Source organism: Micromonospora sp. NPDC050686 (assembly GCF_040654475.1).
Classification (GTDB): Bacteria; Actinomycetota; Actinomycetes; order Mycobacteriales; family Micromonosporaceae; genus Micromonospora.
Genome location: NZ_JBFAID010000038.1, coordinates 21,392 through 42,118 on the forward strand (window position 1 = coordinate 21,392; position 20,727 = coordinate 42,118).

The window sequence follows — 20,727 nt, forward strand, 5'->3', positions numbered from 1 at the left end:
GCCCAGCCTAGCCCGCCGCCGGACGGGGGGCGGGATCAGCGGGCCGGATGGCGAGCAGCGCGAGATCGTCCTCGCGCCGGTCCACGGCGGTGACCAGCCGGTCGCAGAGTTCGGCCACCGGGAGCCGGTCGCCGCCGGCGAGCCGTCCGACCAGCTCGTCGAGGCCCTCGTCCAGCGGCCGGTCCCGCCGTTCGATCAGCCCGTCGGTGTAGAGCAGCAGCGTGTCGCCGGGCGCCAGGGTGGCCTGCCGGTCGCTCCGCCGGGACGGGCGGGCCAGGCCGAGCAGCCCCTCCTGCCGTCCGGACAGGATCTCCACCTCGCCCCCGACCCGCACCAGCAGGGGTGGCGGGTGGCCGGCGTTGCACCAGGTGAGCGCCAGGCCCCCGGCCGCGTCGCGGCGCAGCCGGGCCAGCACGGCGGTGGCGACGGTGGGGATCCGCAGCCCGCGGATCATCTCGTCCAGCCGGGTCATCTGCTCGGCCACCGAATCGGTACGGCCGAAGGCGTTGCCCCGGACCAGGTTGCGCAGCTGACCCATGGTCGCCGCCGCCTCGATGTCGTGGCCGGCGACGTCGCCGATCGCGGCGATCACGTCCCCGTCGGGCTGCACGAACGCGTCGTACCAGTCGCCGCCGACCTCGACCCGGTCCGCCACCGGCAGGTAGCGGGCGGTCACCTGCAACCCCGGCGGCTGCGGCAGCGCGGGGAGCATGCTGTGCTGGAGCACCTCGGCGACGTGTCGCTGCTCGCCGTACATCCAGCTGTTGTCCACGGCCTGGCCGGCCCGGCGGCCGATGTCCTGCGCGGTGTAGAGGTCGCGCGCGTCGAAGGGCCGCCGCCCGGGCCCGTTGACCAGGGTGATGCAACCGATCACGGCGCCGAGCCCGGCCGCCGTGATCGGCACGCTCAGGTGGGAGGCGAAGCCGAGCCGCTCGGCCAGGGCGGGCAGCTCCGGCACGCTGCTGCCCCGCTCCACGTCGGCGACCGTGCCGGCGCTGACCAGCACCGGCCGGCCGCTGCGCAGCACCGAGCGGGTGATCGAGCGGGACGTCAGGCCGGTCGTCATCAGCTCGGCGAAGCGGGCGACCTCGTCGGCCCGGGCCTCGTCCCGGTGCACGGCCGAGACGGTACGCGGCTCGCCGTTGCGGTCGGCCAGCGTCACCAGGCACCAGTCGGCCAGCAGCGGCACCATCGCATGGCTCAGCCGGCGGATCGAGGTCGCCACGTCGAGGGTGCCGGTGATGGTCTCGCTCATCCCGGCCAGCATGGCGAGCCGCTCGTGGGCCTCCTCGGCCCGCCGCCGGGCGTCCTCCGCGCTCTCCAGAGCGATCCGCAGCCGTAGCTCGGAGGAGCAGGCCGCGGCCAGGTCCGACAGGGTGCGCAGCTGGTCGGCCGTCCAGTCCCGCGGCTTGCTGTCGATCGCGCAGAGCGAGCCGAGCACCCGACCGTCGAGGTCGGTCAGTGGCATGCCGGCGTACGCCACCACGCTCAGGTCGGTGATCGCGAGGTTGCCGCGGACCCGGGGGGACAGCCGGGCGTCCGGCAGCACCAGCGGGATCCGGATGTCGACCACGTGCTGGCAGAACGAGTGGCTCAGCGGGGTCTGCCGCTGCTCGGCCCAGGGCTCGGGCAGGCCGACCGCCCCGGGGAAGAACTGCCGGTCGGCGTCGACCAGGGAGACCAACGCGACCGGCACGTCGAGCAGCGCGCCGACCAGCCGGGCGAACCGGTCGAAGGCTTCGTCGGGGCGGTTGTCCAGGCCGGTCTCGCTGAGGGCGCGCAGCCGGTCCGGGTCGGCCAGCACCGGGTCCGGGGCCCGGGGCGGGCCGGCCCCGCGGGCGGGAGAGGCGTGGGCCATGAGCCTCCTTCTCGGCCGCGGCGTTGGATGATGGTTCCGACCCTCCGTTATACCTGCTCGACGTCGGTGCCTCATGGGACGCGGTCCGGCGGGACCGCTATCGTCGGCTGACGTGAAGGTGTGGATCCCCCATGAGGCCGGTCGCGAACTGCTCGGCGAGGTGCCCGCCGACGTCACGGTGGAGGTGGCGGCCGACCTGGAGCGGCTGCCGTCCGACCCGGCGGGCGTGCGGTTCTGGGTGCCGCCGTTCCTCTCCTCCGGCGACGTGACCGGCCTGCTGCGCCGGCTGCCCGACCTGCGGGTGGTGCAGTTGCTCACGGCGGGCGCGGACGTCTGGGCCGGCCGGGTCGGACCCGGCGTCACCCTCTGTGACGGCCGGGGCGTGCACGACTCGGCCACCGCCGAGTGGGTGGTCACCGCGATCCTGTCCCAGCTGCGCGGCTTTCCCGCGCTGGCCCGGGCGCAGGCCCGCCGGGAGTGGGCCTACGCCGAGGTCACCCCGACCGACGAGCTGGCCGGCAAGCGGGTGCTCATCGTCGGCGCCGGGTCGATCGGTCGGGCGGTCCGCGACCGGCTGGCACCGTTCGAGGTCGACTTCACCCTGGTCGCCCGGACCGCCCGCCCCAACGAGGGGGTGCACCCGGTCGACGAGCTGCCGCGGCTGCTGCCGGAGGCCGACGTCGTGGTGGTGCTGGTGCCGCTGACCGACCGGACCCGCGGCCTGGTCGACGAGAAGTTCCTCGCCGCCATGCCGGACGGCGCGCTGCTGGTCAACGCCGCCCGTGGCCCGGTGGCCCGGACGTCGGCGCTGGTCGCCGAGCTGTCCACCGGGCGGCTGCGGGCCGCCCTGGACGTCACCGACCCGGAGCCGCTGCCGGCCGACCATCCCCTGTGGGAGCTGCCGAACGTGCTGCTCACCCCGCATGTGGCCGGCTCGGTGCGGGGGCTGCTGCCGCGGGCGTACCGGCTGGTGGGCGCCCAGCTGGGCCGGTTCGTCGCCGGTGAGCCGTTGGACAACGTCGTCGTCGACGGCTACTGACCGGGTCCGGCGTCGGCGTCGGGGAGGCGCTGGCCGGTGGCCGACACGAGGCGGGGCAGGTCGCCGCGGCGTACCGCCGGCAGCACGAACTCCCCGCCGTCGGCGAGCCGCACGACCGCCCGGCCCCGGGCGTCGGTGGTCAGCTCGCGGACCCGGTCCCAGGGGATGCGGCGCTGCCCGGTGAGCGCCCGCAGCCGCAGCTCGGTGCGGTCGGCGTCGGTGCCCGCCCGGGCCGCCCAGAGCGCGACGGCCAGCGGCACGAGGAGCACGGGCAGCAGATACCACCGGGCGGTGGCCAGCGGCAGCGCGCCGACGAGGGCGACGATCGCGGCGACCAGGATCGCCTGGTTGTGCCGGAAGCGGAGGGTGTCGGCGCGACTCACCCGAGAATGATCCCACCCCGGACGCCGGCCGCCGGCCTCGGGCGGCAGAGGGGGTGACCGGCGCCATCGGGTGACCTGGCTCACCGAATTTGCCGCGTAACCGCCGGCCGCCCGGATCGTTGGCACGGTGAGCGTGCCGGGTCCGCAACCCCGTGCCCGTCACACCGCCCCGTGCCCCCTCCACGAAGGCGACCGCCGTGCCCGTCGCGTACCCCCGCCGCGAGACCGACCACCGACCGCCGCTGCCGGAGGCGGTCGTGGTGGCGGTGGCGGCCCTGCTCCTGCTCACCTCGGCGGCCGGGCTGGTCCCGCCGCTGTCCGCGGTCGCGCTCGCCGGTGCGGCCGGTGCCGTGCTGGCCGGCGTACGGCTGTCCGGGCTGGCGGCCCGTGGCGTGGCGCCCCCGGCGGGCGGCCGGCTCGCCCGGCGCCGGGCCACGCGCCGGCGCGTCGGCTGGCCACCGCGCTGCCGTCCCTGGTCGGTCCGGCGCACCGGCCCGCGGTCGTCGCCGGCGGGCTGGTCCTGACCGGCCTGCTGCACGCCGGTGCGCTGATCCTGCTGCCGGGGCGCTCCCGGCCGGCCCGGCGGGTCCGGCTGCGGCGGACCGTGGACGTGGTGAGCCTCGGCGCGAGCCTGGCCTTCGCCGGCTGGGTCCTGCTGCCGCCCGGCGAGCTGCCGGCCGGGGTGCGCGAGCTGGCCGTGGCCGGAGCGGGTCCGCTGGCCGTCCTCGCCGGCGGCGCGCTGGCCGACCGGCGGCGCCGGCCCGGTGCGGCGCTGTGCCGGGCCGGGGCGGCGGCCACCCTGCTCGGCCTCGGCATGCTGCTGGTGCTGCTGGTGGTCCGGGCGCCGGACCGGGCGGCGCTGCTCGCCGTGCCGCCGGTGCTGGTCGGCGCGCTGGCCGTCGCGGCCGGGGCCGGCCGGCTGGCCGACGGCGACCCGCCCCGGTCGGCGGGGCCGGGGTGGCCCGTGGTGGCCGCGCCCGCCGCGGTCGCCACCCTGGCCGCCGGCTGGCACGGGTGGGTGGTGGGGGAGCTGGACCCGCCGGCCGTGCTGCTCGGCCTGACCGTCATCCCGCCACTGGTGGCCCGGGAACTCCTCTCCGCCGCCGACGCCCGGCGGTACGCCGAGCGGCTGCGCGCCCAGGAGGCCCACTTCCGGGCGCTGGTCTCCGGCGGGCATGACCTGGTGCTGTTGCTGGACGAGGCGTTGCGGGTGCGCTGGCAGTCCCCGGCCGCGGCCCGGCTGTTCGGGCTCACCGACGCGGACGTGCTGGACCGTCCGGTGACCGACCTGCTGCATCCGGCGGACGCCGCGCGCGCGGCCGAGCTGCTGGCCGGGGTGCTCGCCGGCACCCCGCCGCCGCTGCTGGCCGCCCGGCTGCGCGACGGGCACGGCGGCTGGCGGGAGACCGAGTCCACGGTGACCGACCAGCGCGGCGTGGCCGAGGTGGGCGCGTTGGTGCTGCACGTACGGGACGTGGGTGAGCGGCGGCGGCTGGAGCGGGCGGTGCACCGGCTCGCCGCGACCGACCAGCTCACCGGCCTGGCCAACCGGGTGGAGCTGCTGCGGGTGCTGGCCGCCGGCCGCCCCGCCGGCGCGCTGCTCGTGGTGGACCTGCCCGGCCTCGGCGGGGTCAACGACACCAGCGGCCGGGCCGCCGGGGACGCGGTGCTGGTCCAGGCCGCCGAGCGGCTGCGGGCCGAGGTCGGGGCGGACGGCCTGGTGGCCCGGCTGGGTGCGAGCGAGTTCGCGGTGGTCACCAGCGCGGGCCCGGTGCTGGCGTACGCGCTGGGGGCCCGGCTGTTGACCGCGCTGGCCGAGCCGTACCCGCTGCCCGGCAGCGCCGTGCGGCTGGCCGCCAGCATCGGGTTGGCGGAGCTCACCGACGCCGGGCCGGATGACGTGCTGCGCCAGGCGGACCTGGCCCGCCGTCGCGCCACCCAGCTGGGCCGCAACCGGCTCGAGTGGTACGACGGCTACCTGGAGGAGCAGCTGGTCCGCCGGCTGGACCTGGAACGGGAGCTGCCCGGCGCGGTGGCCCGGGGCGAGCTGGACCTGGTCTACCAGCCGGTGCTGGGGCTGACCGACGGCCGCCCGGTGGGCACCGAGGCGTTGCTGCGCTGGCGCAGCCCGTCGCTGGGCACCGTGCTCCCGGCCGAGCTGCTGCCGGTCGCCGCGGACCTGGGGCTCGCCGGTGAGCTGGGCCGGTGGGTGCTGGGCCGGGCCTGCCGGCAGCTCGCCGACTGGGCGGAGGCGGGCTCGCCGCTCTGGATGGCGGTGAACGTGACGCCCGCGGAGCTGACCGGGCCGGACTTCGTCGAGCGGACCGCGGCGGTGCTGGCCGAGTACGGCGTGCCCGGCGAGCGGCTGGTGATCGAGGTGGCCGAGCCGCTCTCCGCCGCGGATCCGTCCGTGGTGGTGGCCCGGCTGGCCGGGCTGCGGTCGCTGGGGGTGCGGATCGCGCTGGACGACTTCCGGGCCGAGCACGCCTCGCTGGTGCAGCTCCGCCGGCTCCCGATCGACCTGCTGAAGGTGGACCCGGACGTGCTGGGCGCGGCGGACGACCGGCAGCGCCCGCTGCTCGACGTGGTGGTCAGCCTGGCCGACCGGCTGGGGGCGGTGGTGGCGGTCGAGCGGCTGGAGTCGCCGGCCCAGGTGGAGCGGGCGCGCCGGGCCGGCTGCCGGTACGGGCAGGGCTTCGTGCTGGCCCGGCCGGCCACCGCTGAGCGGGTCGAGGCGTACCTGGAGGAGTTTCCGTCCGCGTCCCGGTGATTGCGGCCGGCGGGGCGTGGTCACTGAACCGGTTCACTGGGCCCGGGGCGGGGCGGTGCTGCCGCGCGGGGTGAGGTGCGCGGTCTCGTCCTGGAGCCCGCTGACCCGCTCGCCGGCGATCACCGCGAGCAGTTGCCGGGCGGCGTGCGCCCCGTACGCCGGGATGTCCCGGCCGAGCGCGGTCAGCGGCGGGTGCACGAGCTGGCAGAGCGGGGAGTCGTCCCACGCCACGATCGACAGGTCGCCGGGCACCTGGAGGCCCATCTCCTGCGCCACCGAGAGGCCCGCTATCGCCATCACGTCGTTGTCGTAGATGACCGCGGTGGGGCGCTGCGTCGAGCTGAGCAGGCGGCGGGTGGCCCGGCCGCCCTCCTCGCCGGTGTAGTCGGACCAGACGGTGGTGGCCTCGGCCAGCCCCAGCCGGGCGCAGACCTCGGCGAAGGCGTCGGTACGGATCTCGGTGTGCAGCAGCGACGGCAGCCCGCCCACCCGGGCGATCCGCCGGTGGCCGAGGGCGACCAGGTACTCCACCGTCTCCACCAGCGCGGCCGCGTCGTCGGACCAGATGCTGGCCAGGCTGCCGGTGTGCCCCGGGGCGCCGATCACCACGGCCGGGAGCTGGAGTTCCTCCAGCGCCGGCACCCGCTGGTCGTCGGTGCGCAGGTCGCAGACGAACACCCCGTCCACCCGGCGCTCGGCCCACCAGCGGCGGTAGACCGCGATCTCCGCCTCCTGGTCGGCCACCACCTGGAGGGTCAGCGCGTACGAGCGGGCCGACAGTTCGGACTCGACGCCGCTGATCAGCTCCATGAAGAAGGGTTCGATGCCGAGGATCCGGGCCGGTCGGCACAGCGCCAGTCCGACCGCCTTGGCGGTGGCGCCGGAGAGCGCCCGGGCGGCGCTGCTCGGACTGAAGCCGATCTCCTCGGCGATGGCGAGGATGCGCCGGCGGGTGGCCTCGGACACGCCGGGCTGGCCGTTCAGCGCGTACGACACCGCGCCCTTGGAGACCCCGGCGCGCCGGGCGACATCGGCGATGGTCGGCCGCTTCAACGGCGTGCTCCTCCACTGTCCGGCCCCGGGGGGCGGATCGATCGCGCCGCCGGGGTCACCGGCGGCCATTCACGCTAGCGCAAGCCGGCCGGGCGTTGATCGAGACGGCAACTTGCGCGGTTAAGCGTACGGCCTGCCCCGGCCGCCGCTGCGGACCCTGCCGTTCACGGCTGCGCGGAAAAGCGCTCCACCACGCATGATCGCGCTCCCACCTGGTCTCGACGGTTACGGCAGGGCCACGGAGTTGACCATGTCCACCACGCGTGCCGCGCCCGCGCCGCCCGGCCGCCGTTCCGCGTCCCGCGCGGGGCCGGCGGCTCCGGGGCCGACGAACGGCGACTGACCTGGCGCAACCGGCTGTACCGCTTCGACGTGCGCTACCGGAATGCGGGCTAGTGCTCCGGCCTTCAGGCCGGGGGTGAAGGCCCGTGCTGGGAGGGCCGCTAGGCCCGAGGAGTGCCTTGATCGGGGCGGTTTTGGTGTTCGATGTACTGCTTCACGGCGTTCAGCGGTGGGCCGCCGGCGGCCCCGGCGAAGTAGGAGCCTGACCACAGCTTGTTGGCCTGGTAGTAGTGGGGTGCGAGGTCGGGGAGCTCCTGCCGTAGGTGGCGCGAGGAGACGCCTTTGAGGCTGTTGACCAGGCGGGCCACGGCGATTTTGGGCGGGTAGTTGACCGGCAGGTGTGCGTGGTTGTTGTCGCCGTTGAACTCGACCAGTTCGGCCTCGAAGTTGGTGCAGACGTCCCGGATGATCGTCGCCGTCCGGGTCAGGTGCCGGCCGGTGAACACGTTGTGCCGGAATATCGTCACGAAAACCAGATGGGCGTGCAGCGCGTCGACGCGATGCCTGCCGGATTTGGACGTTCCCGGAATCTGTCATAGGCCAATGGGAGACTGTCCGATGTGCAGCTCCGTTACCAGTTCCGCGTCTATCCGACGCCTGGCCAGCAGAACGCGCTGGCGAAGGCGTTCGGGTGCGCGCGGGTGGTGTTCAACGACGGGCTCAGGCTGCGCCAGCAGGCCCGTGAGGCGGGCGAGAAGTACGTCTCGGACGCTGAGCTGTCCAAGCGGGTCATCACGCGGGCCAGGGCGACCCCGGATCGGGCGTGGCTGGGCGAGGTGTCGGCCGTGGTGTTGCAGCAGGCCCTTGCGGATCTGAACACCGCCTACCGCAACTTCTTCACCTCGATCTCGGGCAAGCGCAGGGGCCGTAAGGTGGCCCTGCCCCGGTTCCGGTCGCGTAAGGACAGCCAGCAGGCCATCCGGTTTACCAGGAACGCCCGGTTCAAGGTCCTCGACAACGGCCGCCTGCGACTGCCGAAGATCGGCGACGTGTCCGTGCGCTGGTCACGGACCCTGCCCTCGGACCCGTCCAGCGTGACGATCATCCGGGACGCGACCGGGCGGTACTTCGCCTCGTTCGTCGTCCAGACCACGGACGAGCCGCTGCCCGAGCTGGACTCGGAGGTCGGGATCGATCTGGGCCTGACGCACTTCGCGGTGCTGTCGGACGGCACGAAGGTGGCCGCGCCGAAGTTCCTGCGCCGCGCGGCCCGCAAGCTCAAGCGGTTGCAACAGGCTCTCTCGCGCAAGCGCAAGGGCAGCAACCGCCGTAGGAAAGCCGTAGTCCAGGTCGCCAGGGCGCACGCCCGGGTGGCCGACACCCGGCGAGACTGGCAGCACAAGCTCTCGACACGGATCATCCGCGACAACCAAGCGGTGTACGTCGAGGACCTGTGCGTGACCGGTCTCGGCCGGACCCGGCTCGCCAAGTCCGTGCACGACGCGGGCTGGGCCAGCTTCACCGCGATGCTGGAGTACAAAGCGGTACGCCACGGCCGCACGTTCGGCCGGGTAGATCGGTTCTTCCCGTCCACCCGGATGTGCTCGCAGTGTGGCCGCGTCAACGACAAGATTGTCCTGAACGTCCGAGCGTGGGACTGCTCCTGCGGAGCAGTCCACGACCGGGACGTCAACGCCGCCATCAACGTGTTGGCCGCCGGACAGGCGGACAACTCAAACGACCGTGGAGCGCAGGTAAGACCGGGACTCGTCCCGGCACCGCGCGGCGAAGCGGTAACCCACCCGGACGCCGCGCGGTCCACCCGCAGCGTGGAGGGAACCCTCGTCCTTTAGGACGAGGAGGATGTCAACAGGCGCCCCCGGCGTACGCCACCCTGCGCCGTGCCCTCTCCGACGAACCGCTGGCCCACGACTCGCCGGGCATGACCCACCACCAGAAGGCGATCGACGGCGACCTGAAGCTGCGGCGCGGGCTCGACGCGCACCTGCCGGCGCCGGCCGACTTCGACGACTGGCACTACCTCACCCAGCTCAACCAGGCCCGCGCCATCCAGCTCGGCGTGGAACACTTCCGGTCGCACCGGCCGGTCTGCATGGGCACCATCGTCTGGCAGCTCAACGACTGCTGGCCGGTCACCTCCTGGTCCGCGGTGGACGGCGACGGCCGGCGCAAACCCCTGTGGTACGCGCTGCGCCGGGCGTACGCCGACCGGCTGCTCACCGTGCAGCCGCGCGACGGCGGGCCGGCCCTGGTGGCGGTGAACGAGACCGCCGAGGCGTGGCGGGCGGCGGCCACGGTCACCCGGCTCACCCTGACCGGCGAGCCGAGGGCGAAGACCTCGGTGGCGGTGGAGGTTCCCGCGTACTCCTCGGTGGTGCTGGCGCTGCCGGCGGACCTGGCCGGGCCGGAGGACGCCCGGCGGGAGCTGCTGGTGGCCGAGGCGGGGGACGGCGCGGAGCGCGCGCTGTGGTTCTTCGCCGAGGACCGGGAGGTCGACTGGCCGGCGGCGCAGTGGGACGCGACGGTCGAGCCGACCGGCCAGGGCCAGCGGGTCCGGGTCACCGCGCGGACGGTGCTGCGCGACCTGACCCTCTTCCCCGACCGCCTCGACCCGTCCGCCGAGGTGGACCAGGCGCTGGTCACCCTGCTGCCCGGGGAGTCGGCCACCTTCACCGTGCTCGCGGCCGCCCCGCTCGACCCGACCGCCCTCACCGCCCGTCCGGTCCTGCGCTGCGTCAACGACATCTGAGAGGAGGGGCCGCCCATCTCGCGCCGCGGACTTGAAGATTTTCGCAAGTGCTAAAGTCTTCAGGAGTGTTCGGGAGGGAGCTCACGTTGTCGGTGCCGCTGTACCAGGCCAAGGCGGAGCTGTTCCGCACCCTCGGCCACCCGGTCCGCATCCGGGTGCTCGAACTGCTCCAGGACGGGCCGAAACCGGTCCGCGAGCTGCTCACCGCCATCGACGTGGAGCCGTCCAACCTCTCCCAGCAGCTCGCGGTGCTGCGCCGGGCCGGCATGGTCACCTCCCACCGCGACGGCGCGCTGGTCGTGTACGCGCTCAGCACCCCCGACGTGGCCGACCTGCTCGCCGCCGGCCGGCGCATCCTCGGCGCGGTCCTCACCGACCGGGACGCCCTCCTCGACGAGCTGCGCGCCTCCGGGACCGACCGGTGAAGTTGCCGGCGCCCGGCCAGGAGGCGATCCCGGACGCCGGGCGCCCTTCCGCCGCTGCCGGGGCGGCCGCCGGCGCTGGCTCAGCACCCCGTCCGCTCGGCGGGAAGCGCGGTCAGGGTGGCGCCGCCACCGCTCGCCGTGGTCGTGTCGGCGTGGCCGTGCGGCTGATCGGGGAGCAGGTCGGCGGTCTGCTGCCCGGCCAGGACGACTGGACGGCCGCACGCCGCTCGCCCCGCCGTGATCTGCTCGCCGGCCTCACCGTGGCCGTGGTGGCGCTGCCCCTGGCACTCGCCTTCGGCGTCACCTCCGGGCTCGGCGCGCCGGCCGGCCTGGTCACCGCCGTGGTCGCCGGGGCCGTCGCGGCCGTCTTCGGCGGCTCCAACCTGCAGGTCTCCGGCCCGACCGGCGCGATGACCGTGGTCCTGGTGCCGGTGGTGCAGCGCTTCGGTGCCGAGGGTGTGCTGATGGTCGGGGCGCTGGCCGGGCTGATCCTGATCGCCCTCGCCCTCGCCCGCCTCGGCCGGTACGTCCGCTACCTGCCGACCCCGGTGATCGAGGGCTTCACCGCCGGCATCGCCGTGGTCATCGCCCTGCAACAGGTGCCGGCGGCGCTCGGCGTCACCGACGCCCACGGCGAGAAGGTCTGGGCGGTGGCCGCCGACGCGGTCGCCCGCTTCGCCGTACACCCCCGGCCCGCCGCCGTCGCGGTGGCGCTCGGCGTGGCGGCGCTGATGCTGCTCGGCGCCCGGTGGCGGCCCGCGGTGCCGTTCTCCCTGCTCGGGGTGGCCGCCGCCACGGTCCTCGCCGAGGTGGCCCCGATCGACCTGGTCCGGATCGGCGCCCTGCCGCAGGGGCTGCCCGCGCCGTCGCTGGGCTTCCTCGACCTCGGCGCGGTCGGCACGCTGCTGCCCAGCGCCCTCGCCGTGGCCGCCCTCGCCGCCCTGGAGAGCCTGCTCTCGGCCACCGTCGCGGACGGGATGACCGTCGGCCAGCGACACGACCCCGACCGGGAACTCTTCGGGCAGGGCCTGGCCAACCTGGCATCCCCGATCTTCGGCGGCATCCCGGCGACCGCCGCCATCGCCCGGACGGCGGTCAACGTGCGCGCCGGCGCCTCCTCGAAGCTCGCCGCGCTCACCCACGCCGCCGCACTCGCCGCGATCGTGCTCGCCGCCGCCCCGCTGGTCGGCCGCATCCCGCTCGCCGCCCTGGCCGGAGTGCTGCTCGCCACCACCGTCCGGATGGTGGAGGCCGGGTCGCTGCGGGCGCTGCTGCGGGCCACCCGGGGCGACGCCGTGGTGCTGGTGCTGACCTTCGCGGTCACCGTGATCTGGGATCTGGTCACCGCGGTGGCGGTCGGGCTCGCCGTGGCGGTCGTCCTCGCCCTGCGGGCGGTGGCCCGCAGCGCCAAGCTCGAGCAGGTGCCCCTCGACCCCGGCGAGCACAGCGCCGAGGAGCACGCGCTGCTCGCCGAGCACATCGTCGCGTACCGGCTGGACGGGCCGCTCTTCTTCGCGGCCGCGCACACCTTCCTGCTGGAACTGGCCGAGGTGGCCGACGTCCGGGTGGTGATCCTGCGGATGTCCCGCGTCTCCACCGTCGACGCCACCGGCGCCCAGGTGCTCGGCGACGCCGTCGACCGGCTGCGCGGCCGGGGCGTCACCGTCCTGCTCTCCGGCATCACCCCCGGCCACGACCAGGTGCTCAGCGCCCTCGGCGTGGCCGACGAACTGCGCCGGGAGGGACTGGTCTTCCCGGACACCCCGGCCGCCATCCGGCACGCCCGGACGATCGTCCTCGCGCAGGCCCCGGCCTGATCGGGCAGGGCGGTCGGGCCGGCCGGCGTGCCGGGTGATGACCGGGGCGCCCCACGCGCCGGAGGTCTTTCCTCAGCGGCTGCTACTCCGGCACCCGCCGGTACGCGCCGTCGCTGGCCGAGGTGGCCATCGACGCGTACGCGCGCAGCGCCGCGGACACCGGGCGCTGCCGGTCCACCGGCGTGTACGGCCGGTCCCGCTTCTCCTGCGCCACCCGGCGGGCGTCCAGCACGTCGGGTGCCACGTCGAGTGAGATCGACCGGCCAGGGATGTCGATGACGATCTCGTCGCCGTCCTGCACCAGGGCGATCAGCCCGCCGGAGGCGGCCTCGGGGGAGACGTGCCCGATGGAGAGGCCGGAGGTGCCACCGGAGAACCGGCCGTCGGTGAGCAGCGCGCAGGCCCGGCCCAGCCCCCGGCCCTTGAGGAACGAGGTGGGGTAGAGCATCTCCTGCATGCCGGGCCCGCCCCTCGGGCCCTCGTACCGGATCACCACCACGTCCCCGGCGACGATCTGCTTGGCGAGGATGGCCGTCACCGCGTCGTCCTGCGACTCGTACACCTTGGCCGGGCCGCGGAAGGTCAGGCACTCCTCGGGCACCCCGGCAGTCTTGACCACGCAGCCGTCCGGCGCCAGGTTGCCGTGCAGGATGGCCAGCCCGCCGTCGGCGGTGTACGCGTGCTCCCGGTCCCGGATGCAGCCGCCGGCCGCGTCGGTGTCCAGCGACGACCAGCGGTTGCTGGTGGAGAAGGGTTCGGTGGTGCGCACCCCGCCCGGCGCGGCGTGGAACAGCTCGACCGCCGCCGGCTTCGGTGAACCGCCCCGGACGTCCCAGTCGGTCAGCCACTGGGCCAGCGAGGGGGAGTGCACCGCGTGCACGTTCCGGTGCAGCAGGCCGGCGCGGTCCAGTTCACCGAGGATGGCCGGGATGCCACCGGCCCGGTGCACGTCCTCCATGTGGTACTGCGGCGAGTTCGGCGCGACCTTGGCCAGGCACGGCACCCGGCGGGAGATGGCGTCGATGTCGGCGACGGAGAAGTCCAGCTCGGCCTCGCGGGCGGCGGCGAGCAGGTGCAGGATGGTGTTGGTCGAGCCGCCCATCGCCACGTCCAGCGCGACGGCGTTCTCGAACGCGGCCCGGGAGGCCACCGTCCGGGGCAGGACCGCAGCGTCGTCGTGGTCGTACCAGCGCTTGGCGATCTCCACGGCGGTGCGGCCGGCCTCGACGAAGAGTGACCGGCGGGCGGCGTGGGTGGCCAGCGTCGAGCCGTTGCCGGGCAGCGCCAGACCGATCGCCTCGGTGAGGCAGTTCATCGAGTTGGCGGTGAACATGCCGGAGCAGGAGCCGCAGGTCGGGCAGGCGGAGCGTTCGATCTCGCCGAGCTGGTCGTCGGTGACCGCCTCGTTGGAGGAGGCGATCATCGCGTCGATCAGGTCGATCTTGGAGTGCACCACGCCCTCGATCGCCACCGTCTTGCCGGCCTCCATCGGGCCGCCGGAGACGAAGACGGTCGGGATGTTCAGCCGCAGCGCGGCCAGCAGCATGCCCGGCGTGATCTTGTCGCAGTTGGAGATGCAGACCAGGGCGTCCGCGCAGTGCGCGTTGACCATGTACTCCACCGCGTCGGCGATCAGCTCCCGGCTGGGCAGGGAGTAGAGCATCCCGCCGTGGCCCATCGCGATGCCGTCGTCGACCGCGATGGTGTTGAACTCCCGGCCCACGCCGCCGGCCTCGGCCACCGCGTCGGCGACCAGGCCGCCCATGTCCTTGAGGTGTACGTGACCGGGGACGAACTGGGTGAAACTGTTCGCGATGGCGACGATCGGCTTGCCGAAGTCGTCGTCGGTCATCCCGGTGGCCCGCCACAGGGCCCGGGCGCCGGCCATCGTCCGACCGTGGGTGGAGGTCTTCGACCGCAGCTCAGGCATGACTACCAGTCTTGCACCGCCGGGCCGGGGCGCCGACCCCACGCGCCCCGTGTCCCAACAGTTGCACACCCGGTGCCCCACGAGCGGCGCTCATCCGGCACAGTTGAGGGCGTGCAGCCCCCGCCGAGCATGGTCACCGCAGCGGTGCTGAGCGGGCTGGCCGCCGCCGGTTCCGTCGCCGTGCAGGCCCGGTCCACCGGCCGCCGGGCCGGCGCGCACCGCTCGGCCCACCTGCTGCTCACCGTCGCGGCGGGGGTCGCGCTGGTCAGCCTGGTGGTCGGGCTCGCGGTCACGCTCGCCGCCGCCGACGGCTGGGGCGAGCGGCAGGGCATGCGTACGGCCTGGGCCACCGTGATCGCCGCCGGCAGCGCCCTCGGCGGCCTGGCCTTCTGCGCCGGCCTGCTCCGGCTGCCCGGCGCCGCCACCAGCCGGGCGGTGACCGCCCGGCTGGTCCTCGACGGGGTGGTCGTGGCGACCGCGCTCTGGTTCGTCGGCTGGGTGCTCTGCGCCGAGCCGACCCGGCTGCTCGGCGGGGCCACCCCGGACGGGTGCCCGCCGATCCTGCTCGCCTCGGTCAGCGCGGCGCTCACCACCGGGCTCGCCCTGATCGTGGTCCTGCGCTCCGCCGCGCCGCGGGGCCGGCTGGCCCTGCTGGGCGCGGGCGGCTCGGTGGTCACCTGGGCCGCCCTCACCGTCGCCGGCGCGCTCTGCGCCGGCGGGCCGGCGGTGGTCGTCGCCGCCGGGGCGGTCGCCGCGGCCGGCCTGGCGGCCTGCGCGGTCGCGGTGCGCCGGGTGGGACCGGCCGGCCAGCTGGACGTCGATCCGATCGGCCGGGACGGCGGGTACGCCTTCGTGCCGATGTTCGGCATGGCCGCCTCGGCGATCTACCACGTGGCGCAGGGCGGCGGCTTCGCCCTGGCGGCCATCGTCGCCGGCAGCCTGGAGGGCTTCGCCCTGGTCGCCCGGCAATACCTCACCCTCAACGACGTGCGCGGGTACGCCGACCGGCTGGCCGAGCGGGAACGGCACTTCCGCGAGCTGGCGCACACCGACCCGCTGACCGGGTTGGCGAACCGGCGTGGCCTGCTGCGGGCGCTGCACCGGTGTGCCGAGGCCGGCGTCCCCTGCGTGCTGCTCGTGCTGGACCTGGACGGCTTCAAGAACGTCAACGACATGCAGGGGCACGACGTCGGCGACGCGGTGCTGGAGGAGGTGGGCCGGCGGCTGCGCGGCAACCTGCGCCCCGGCGACCTGGCCGCCCGGCTCGGTGGCGACGAGTTCGCGGTGCTGGTGCACGGGCGCCCGGCCGAGGCGGACCCGGTCGCCGAGCGGCTGCTCGGGCTGCTCGCCCTCCCGTACGAGCAACCGGACCGGCCGGTCTTCCTCTCGGTCAGCATCGGGGTGGCCGGCCAGCCCGACGCCCCGGACGTCGAGCTGCTCCAGCGCAACGCCGACCTGGCCCTGCGCTACGCCAAGCAGCGCGGCAAGAACCGGATCGAGCGCTACGACGTGGCGTACGACCGGCTGCTGCGCCGGCGTACCACGCTGGAGCACGAGCTGCGCGGCGCGATCGAGCGCGACGAGCTGCGGCTGGCCTTCCAACCGGTGGCCTCGCTGCCGTCGGTGCGCCCGGTCGGCGCCGAGGCGCTGTTGCGCTGGCGCCACCCGGAGCTGGGCAACGTACGGCCGGACGAGTTCATCCCGCTCGCCGAGGAGTGCGGCATGATCGCCACGCTCGGCGCCTGGGTGCTGCACCAGGCCTGCTGGCAGCTGTCCCGCTGGCTGGCCGACGGGCACGACGTGTGGGTCTCGGTGAACGTCTCGCCGCGCGAGCTGCACGCCCCGGAGTACGTCGTACAGGTGGCCGAGGCGCTGCGCGCCCACCACGTACCGCCGCAGCGGCTGGTGCTGGAGGTGACCGAGCACGCGGTCGCCACCGACCTGGACGAGCTGATCCGGCGGTTGACCGCGCTGCGCCGCACGGGCGTGCGGATCGCCCTGGACGATTTCGGCGCCGGTTACTCGTCGTTGGGTCAGCTGCGCCGGCTGCCGATCGACATCCTCAAGATCGACCACGGGCTGGTCGCCGAGCACGAGCCGGTGCGTCCGGTGGACCGGGACGGCCCGGCGTTCGCCCCGATGGTGGACATCGTCATGCGGCTCGGCCACCAGCTCGGGCTGGAGGTGATCGCCGAGGGGGTCACCACGCCGACCGAGCTGGCCGCGGTGGTGGCCGCCGGCTGCCGGTTCGGGCAGGGCGCGCTGTTCGGCTGGGGCGTGCCGGGCGAGCACCTGGAGGCGATGCTGGATGCGGCCACCTCGCCGGGCGCCCGGCCGGCGCCGCTGCCGGCACTGCCCGCCCAGCGCGCCGGCGAGCCGGCGGGAAGCGGATCTTCGCAGGTGGAACCGCGTGCCGTGGGCACCCGTCCGGGTGATCCGTCGCACTCCGTGAACCAAAATGTGGGATCAGTTGACTCATCGCGTGAGATGCGTCAGGCTTGACCGCATGTCGTCCCAGTGGTCGCCGCGAGTACTTACCTGAGCGCACTCTCCCTCGTCGAGAGTGCGCTGGCCCCGTGCGTTCTGCACGTGGGCTTTTTTGTTGCCGCCGATAACCCGCCGGGGCGGGCCCGACCCGCCTCGCACCGCCTGCGTCAGCCCCATCACTTCAGTCGAAGGTCGCAACCGCCATGACGAGACCCACGCCCGAGACCCTCGCCCACTCCGCCCGCCGGGCCCGCGCCGCCGCCGAGCACTCCGGCGCCGCCGAGCAGGCCCCGGCCCCGCGTACGACCGCCGTCCCGGCCACGCCGGCGGTACGGCAGACCGGCCCGGTCCCGCTCTCCGGCGCCGGCTCGCTGGTCCGGTCCCTGGAGGCGCTCGGCGTCGACGTGGTCTTCGGCATTCCCGGCGGCGCGATCCTGCCCGCGTACGACCCGCTGTACGACTCCACCGTCCGGCACATCCTGGTCCGGCACGAGCAGGGCGCCGGGCACGCCGCCACCGGGTACGCCCAGGCCACCGGCAAGGTGGGCGTCTGCATGGCGACCTCCGGGCCGGGCGCCACCAACCTGGTCACGCCGATCGCCGACGCGTACATGGACTCGGTGCCGCTGGTCGCGATCACCGGGCAGGTGGCGCGGCCCTCGATCGGCACGGACGCCTTCCAGGAGGCGGACATCCAGGGCATCACCCTGCCGATCACCAAGCACAACTTCCTGGTCCAGACCGCCGAGGAGATCCCGCGGGTGCTGGCCGAGGCGTTCCACCTGGCCGCCACCGGCCGGCCCGGCCCGGTCCTGGTCGACATCCCCAAGGACGTGCTCCAGGCGCCGACCAGCTTCGCCTGGCCGCCGACCCTGGACCTGCCCGGCTACCGGCCGACCCTGCACCCGCACGGCAAGCAGATCCGCGAGGCGGCCCGGCTGATGACCACCGCCCGCCGCCCGGTGCTGTACGTCGGCGGCGGCGTGCTGAAGGCCGGCGCCACGGAGAGCCTGCGCCGGTTGGCCGAGCTGACCGGCATCCCGGTGGTCACCACCCTGATGGCGCTGGGCGCGTTCCCCGACTCGCATCCCCAGCACCTGGGCATGCCCGGCATGCACGGCACCGTCGCCGCGGTGTACGGCCTGCAGCGGTCCGACCTGATCGTGGCGCTCGGCGCCCGGTTCGACGACCGGGTGACCGGCAAGCTGGACTCGTTCGCCCCGGACGCCACGGTGGTGCACGCGGACATCGACCCCGCCGAGATCGGCAAGAACCGGCACGCGGACGTGCCGATCGTCGGCGACGCCCGGCACGTGATCGAGGAGCTGATCGCCGCGGTGACGGTGGAGCAGTCCGCCGGCCACCGGGCCGACCTGGGCGACTGGTGGACCCAGCTCGACGACCTGCGCCAGCGCTACCCGCTCGGGTACGAGGAGCCGGCCGACGGCACGCTCAGCCCGCAGCACGTCATCAAGCGGCTGGGCGAGATCGTCGGCCCGGACGCGATCTACGTGGCCGGGGTGGGCCAGCACCAGATGTGGGCCTCGCAGTTCATCTCCTACGAGAAGCCGTACACCTGGTTGAACTCCGGCGGTCTCGGCACCATGGGCTACGCGGTGCCGGCGGCGATGGGCGCCAAGGTCGGCAAGCCCGACACGGTGGTCTGGGCGGTGGACGGCGACGGCTGCTTCCAGATGACCAACCAGGAGCTGGCCACCTGCGCCCTGGAGGGGATCCCGGTGAAGATCGCCGTGATCAACAACGGCAACCTCGGCATGGTCCGGCAGTGGCAGACCCTCTTCTACAACGAGCGCTACTCCAACACCGAGCTCGGCACCCACAAGCACCGCATCCCCGACTTCGTGAAGCTCGCCGAGGCGCTGGGCTGCGTCGGGCTGCGCTGCGAGACCGCCGAGGACGTGGACCGGACGATCGAGGCCGCCATGGCGATCAACGACGCCCCGGTCGTCATCGACTTCGTGGTCGGCAAGGACGCCATGGTCTGGCCGATGGTGGCCGCCGGCACCAGCAACGACGAGATCATGTTCGCCCGGGGTGTCCGCCCGGCCTTCGACGAGGATGACATCTAGGTCATGACCGAATGCACCGAGCGCAGCGAGGGCCATGAGGGCATGACGGAGAAGGTGCCGGTCATGACCGAATGCACCGAGCGCAGCGAGGGCCATGAGGGCATGACAAAGGAGACACAGCCATGACTATGCACACGCTTTCCGTGCTGGTGGAGAACAAGCCGGGCGTGCTGGCCCGGGTCTCGGGGCTCTTCTCCCGGCGCGGCTTCAACATCGACAGCCTCGCCGTCGGCGAGACGGAGAACCCGGACGTCTCCCGGGTCACCATCGTGGTCAACGCCGAGTCGTCCCCGCTGGAGCAGGTGACGAAGCAGCTCAACAAGCTGGTCAACGTACTCAAGATCGTCGAGCTGGACCCGCAGGTGTCGGTGGCCCGGGAATTGTTGCTGGTGAAGGTCCGCGCGGACCGCACCGCCCGCGCGCAGGTGCTGGAGACGGTCAGCCTGTTCCGCGCCCGGGTGGTCGACGTCGCGCCGGACACGTTGACCATCGAGGCCACCGGCACCCCGGACAAGCTCGACGCGCTGCTGCGCGACCTGGAGCCGTTCGGCATCAAGGAGATGGTCCAGTCCGGACTGGTGGCGATCGGGCGGGGCTCGCGGTCGATCACCGCCGGTCCCGCGCTGCGCGCCGCCTGAACCCGACGGCGCCCGCGCGCCGCCGCCAACCGAGAGATCCACGACGGGCCGCCCGGGCCGCCGTACGAAAGGGAAGTCCATGAGCGTTGAGGTGTACTACGACGACGATGCCGACCTGGGCGTGATCCAGGGCCGCAAGGTCGCGGTGATCGGGTACGGCAGCCAGGGGCACGCCCACGCGCTGTCGCTGCGTGACTCCGGCGTCGACGTGGTGATCGGCCTGCCGGCGGGTTCGAGGAGCCGCCCGAAGGCCGAGGAGCAGGGCCTGCGGGTGCTCACGCCGGCCGAGGCGGCGGCCGAGGCCGACGTGATCATGATCCTGGCCCCGGACACCGCCCAGCGGGGGCTCTACGCCGAGGCGATCGCCCCGAACCTGGCCCCCGGCAAGGCGCTCTTCTTCGGCCACGGCTTCAACATCCGGTACGGCCTGATCAAGCCGCCGGCCGATGTGGACGTGGCGATGGTCGCCCCGAAGGGCCCCGGCCACCTGGTCCGTCGCCAGTACGTCGACGGCAAGGGCGTGCCCTGCCTGGTCGCCGTCGAGCAGGATCCCAGCGGCAACGCCTTCGCCCTCGCCCTGGCGTACGCGAAGGCGATCGGCGGCACCCGGGCCGGCGCCATCCGGACCACCTTCACCGAGGAGACCGAGACCGACCTCTTCGGTGAGCAGGCGGTGCTCTGCGGCGGCGCGGCGGCGCTGGTGCAGACCGGCTTCGAGGTGCTCACCGAGGCCGGCTACGCCCCCGAGGTGGCCTACTTCGAGTGCCTGCACGAGCTGAAGCTCATCGTCGACCTGATGTACGAGGGCGGCATCGCCCGGATGCGCTACAGCATCTCCGACACCGCCGAGTACGGCGACCTCTCCCGCGGCCCCCGCGTCGTGGACGCCCGGGTCAAGGAGGAGATGCGCAAGATCCTCGGCGAGATCCAGTCCGGCGAGTTCGCCCGCGAGTGGGTGGCCGAGGACGAGGCGGGCCGCCCCAACTTCGCCAAGTGGCGGGCCGAGGGCGCGGCGCACCCGATCGAGGAGACCGGCCAGAAGCTGCGCGCCATGATGAGCTGGGTGGACCGGCCGATCACCGAGACCGCCTGAGGCGACGTTCCCGGCACGGGGGCCCCGCGGCCCGCGACCCGACGCTCTCCCCGGCTCGGGTCGCGGGCCGCGCACGTCCGGCGCCCCGCCCG

At 74.3% G+C, this 20,727-nt stretch carries 17 protein-coding genes; 12 read left to right on the forward strand and 5 right to left on the reverse strand.

The annotated features are described in order from the left end of the window. Window positions 1–7: 7 nt before the first annotated feature. Window positions 8–1,858, reverse strand: a complete 1,851-nt coding sequence (locus AB0H57_RS22235; RefSeq protein WP_357509320.1) for a SpoIIE family protein phosphatase — start codon at window positions 1,856–1,858, stop codon at window positions 8–10. 112 nt (window positions 1,859–1,970) lie between these two features. Between AB0H57_RS22235 and AB0H57_RS22240 the strand changes: the two genes are divergently transcribed. Beyond that, window positions 1,971–2,897, forward strand: a complete 927-nt coding sequence (locus AB0H57_RS22240) for a 2-hydroxyacid dehydrogenase (RefSeq protein WP_357509322.1) — start codon at window positions 1,971–1,973, stop codon at window positions 2,895–2,897. On the opposite strand, the gene AB0H57_RS22245 is transcribed toward AB0H57_RS22240, so the two are convergent. After that, window positions 2,891–3,280, reverse strand: coding sequence for a PH domain-containing protein (locus tag AB0H57_RS22245; RefSeq protein WP_357509324.1), 390 nt, complete (start codon window positions 3,278–3,280; stop codon window positions 2,891–2,893). The genes AB0H57_RS22240 and AB0H57_RS22245 overlap by 7 nt on opposite strands. Window positions 3,281–3,477: 197 nt before the next feature. Here AB0H57_RS22245 and AB0H57_RS22250 point away from each other — a divergent pair, with 197 nt between their 5' ends. Then, window positions 3,478–3,804: a hypothetical protein gene (locus AB0H57_RS22250; protein ID WP_357509326.1), complete on the forward strand. Its 327-nt coding sequence runs from the start codon at window positions 3,478–3,480 to the stop codon at window positions 3,802–3,804. A gap of 89 nt (window positions 3,805–3,893) precedes the next feature. Then, entirely contained in the window at window positions 3,894–6,050 is a 2,157-nt protein-coding gene (locus AB0H57_RS22255) for an EAL domain-containing protein (RefSeq protein ID WP_357509328.1), read from the forward strand. A gap of 33 nt (window positions 6,051–6,083) precedes the next feature. Here the strand turns inward: AB0H57_RS22255 and AB0H57_RS22260 are convergent, their stop codons facing one another. After that, the gene (locus AB0H57_RS22260) at window positions 6,084–7,103 is read right to left on the reverse strand and encodes a LacI family DNA-binding transcriptional regulator (protein ID WP_357509330.1); all 1,020 of its coding nucleotides are present in this window, start codon (window positions 7,101–7,103) and stop codon (window positions 6,084–6,086) included. 443 nt (window positions 7,104–7,546) lie between these two features. Next, window positions 7,547–7,975: an IS200/IS605 family transposase gene (tnpA, locus tag AB0H57_RS22265; protein WP_357509394.1), complete on the reverse strand. Its 429-nt coding sequence runs from the start codon at window positions 7,973–7,975 to the stop codon at window positions 7,547–7,549. Between the two features lie 30 nt (window positions 7,976–8,005). Here tnpA and AB0H57_RS22270 point away from each other — a divergent pair, with 30 nt between their 5' ends. The 4 genes from AB0H57_RS22270 (at window position 8,006) to AB0H57_RS22285 (ending at window position 12,397) form a co-directional block, all read left to right on the forward strand. Further along, window positions 8,006–9,238, forward strand: a complete 1,233-nt coding sequence (locus AB0H57_RS22270; RefSeq protein WP_357509332.1) for a transposase — start codon at window positions 8,006–8,008, stop codon at window positions 9,236–9,238. 89 nt (window positions 9,239–9,327) lie between these two features. After that, on the forward strand, window positions 9,328–10,155 hold the full coding sequence (locus AB0H57_RS22275; RefSeq protein WP_357509334.1) for a hypothetical protein: 828 nt from the start codon (window positions 9,328–9,330) through the stop codon (window positions 10,153–10,155). An 86-nt stretch (window positions 10,156–10,241) separates the two neighbouring features. Beyond that, window positions 10,242–10,580 (forward strand): metalloregulator ArsR/SmtB family transcription factor, encoded by a 339-nt coding sequence (locus AB0H57_RS22280; protein ID WP_357509336.1) that lies wholly within the window; start codon window positions 10,242–10,244, stop codon window positions 10,578–10,580. A gap of 152 nt (window positions 10,581–10,732) precedes the next feature. Then, window positions 10,733–12,397 (forward strand): SulP family inorganic anion transporter, encoded by a 1,665-nt coding sequence (locus AB0H57_RS22285; RefSeq protein WP_357509337.1) that lies wholly within the window; start codon window positions 10,733–10,735, stop codon window positions 12,395–12,397. A gap of 82 nt (window positions 12,398–12,479) precedes the next feature. Here AB0H57_RS22285 and ilvD read toward each other — a convergent pair whose 3' ends face one another. Further along, window positions 12,480–14,327, reverse strand: coding sequence for a dihydroxy-acid dehydratase (gene ilvD, locus AB0H57_RS22290; RefSeq protein ID WP_357509339.1), 1,848 nt, complete (start codon window positions 14,325–14,327; stop codon window positions 12,480–12,482). A 129-nt stretch (window positions 14,328–14,456) separates the two neighbouring features. Here ilvD and AB0H57_RS22295 point away from each other — a divergent pair, with 129 nt between their 5' ends. The 5 genes from AB0H57_RS22295 to ilvC all read left to right on the forward strand — a co-directional run bounded on the left by AB0H57_RS22295 (window position 14,457) and on the right by ilvC (window position 20,635). Continuing rightward, window positions 14,457–16,829 (forward strand): bifunctional diguanylate cyclase/phosphodiesterase, encoded by a 2,373-nt coding sequence (locus AB0H57_RS22295; protein WP_357509396.1) that lies wholly within the window; start codon window positions 14,457–14,459, stop codon window positions 16,827–16,829. Window positions 16,830–17,017: 188 nt separating this feature from the next. Further along, complete coding sequence (locus AB0H57_RS22300) at window positions 17,018–18,904, forward strand: acetolactate synthase large subunit (RefSeq protein WP_357509341.1); 1,887 nt, start codon at window positions 17,018–17,020, stop codon at window positions 18,902–18,904. Between the two features lie 3 nt (window positions 18,905–18,907). Continuing rightward, window positions 18,908–19,030 carry a hypothetical protein gene (locus tag AB0H57_RS22305; RefSeq protein ID WP_357509343.1) on the forward strand — a complete coding sequence of 41 codons (123 nt, stop codon included), beginning with the start codon at window positions 18,908–18,910 and terminating at the stop codon, window positions 19,028–19,030. After that, the gene (gene ilvN / locus AB0H57_RS22310) at window positions 19,027–19,542 is read left to right on the forward strand and encodes an acetolactate synthase small subunit (protein ID WP_357509345.1); all 516 of its coding nucleotides are present in this window, start codon (window positions 19,027–19,029) and stop codon (window positions 19,540–19,542) included. The genes AB0H57_RS22305 and ilvN overlap by 4 nt, the downstream gene beginning before the upstream one ends. A 79-nt stretch (window positions 19,543–19,621) precedes the next feature. Next, window positions 19,622–20,635 carry a ketol-acid reductoisomerase gene (gene ilvC, locus AB0H57_RS22315; RefSeq protein ID WP_357509347.1) on the forward strand — a complete coding sequence of 338 codons (1,014 nt, stop codon included), beginning with the start codon at window positions 19,622–19,624 and terminating at the stop codon, window positions 20,633–20,635. Window positions 20,636–20,727 lie beyond the last annotated feature (92 nt).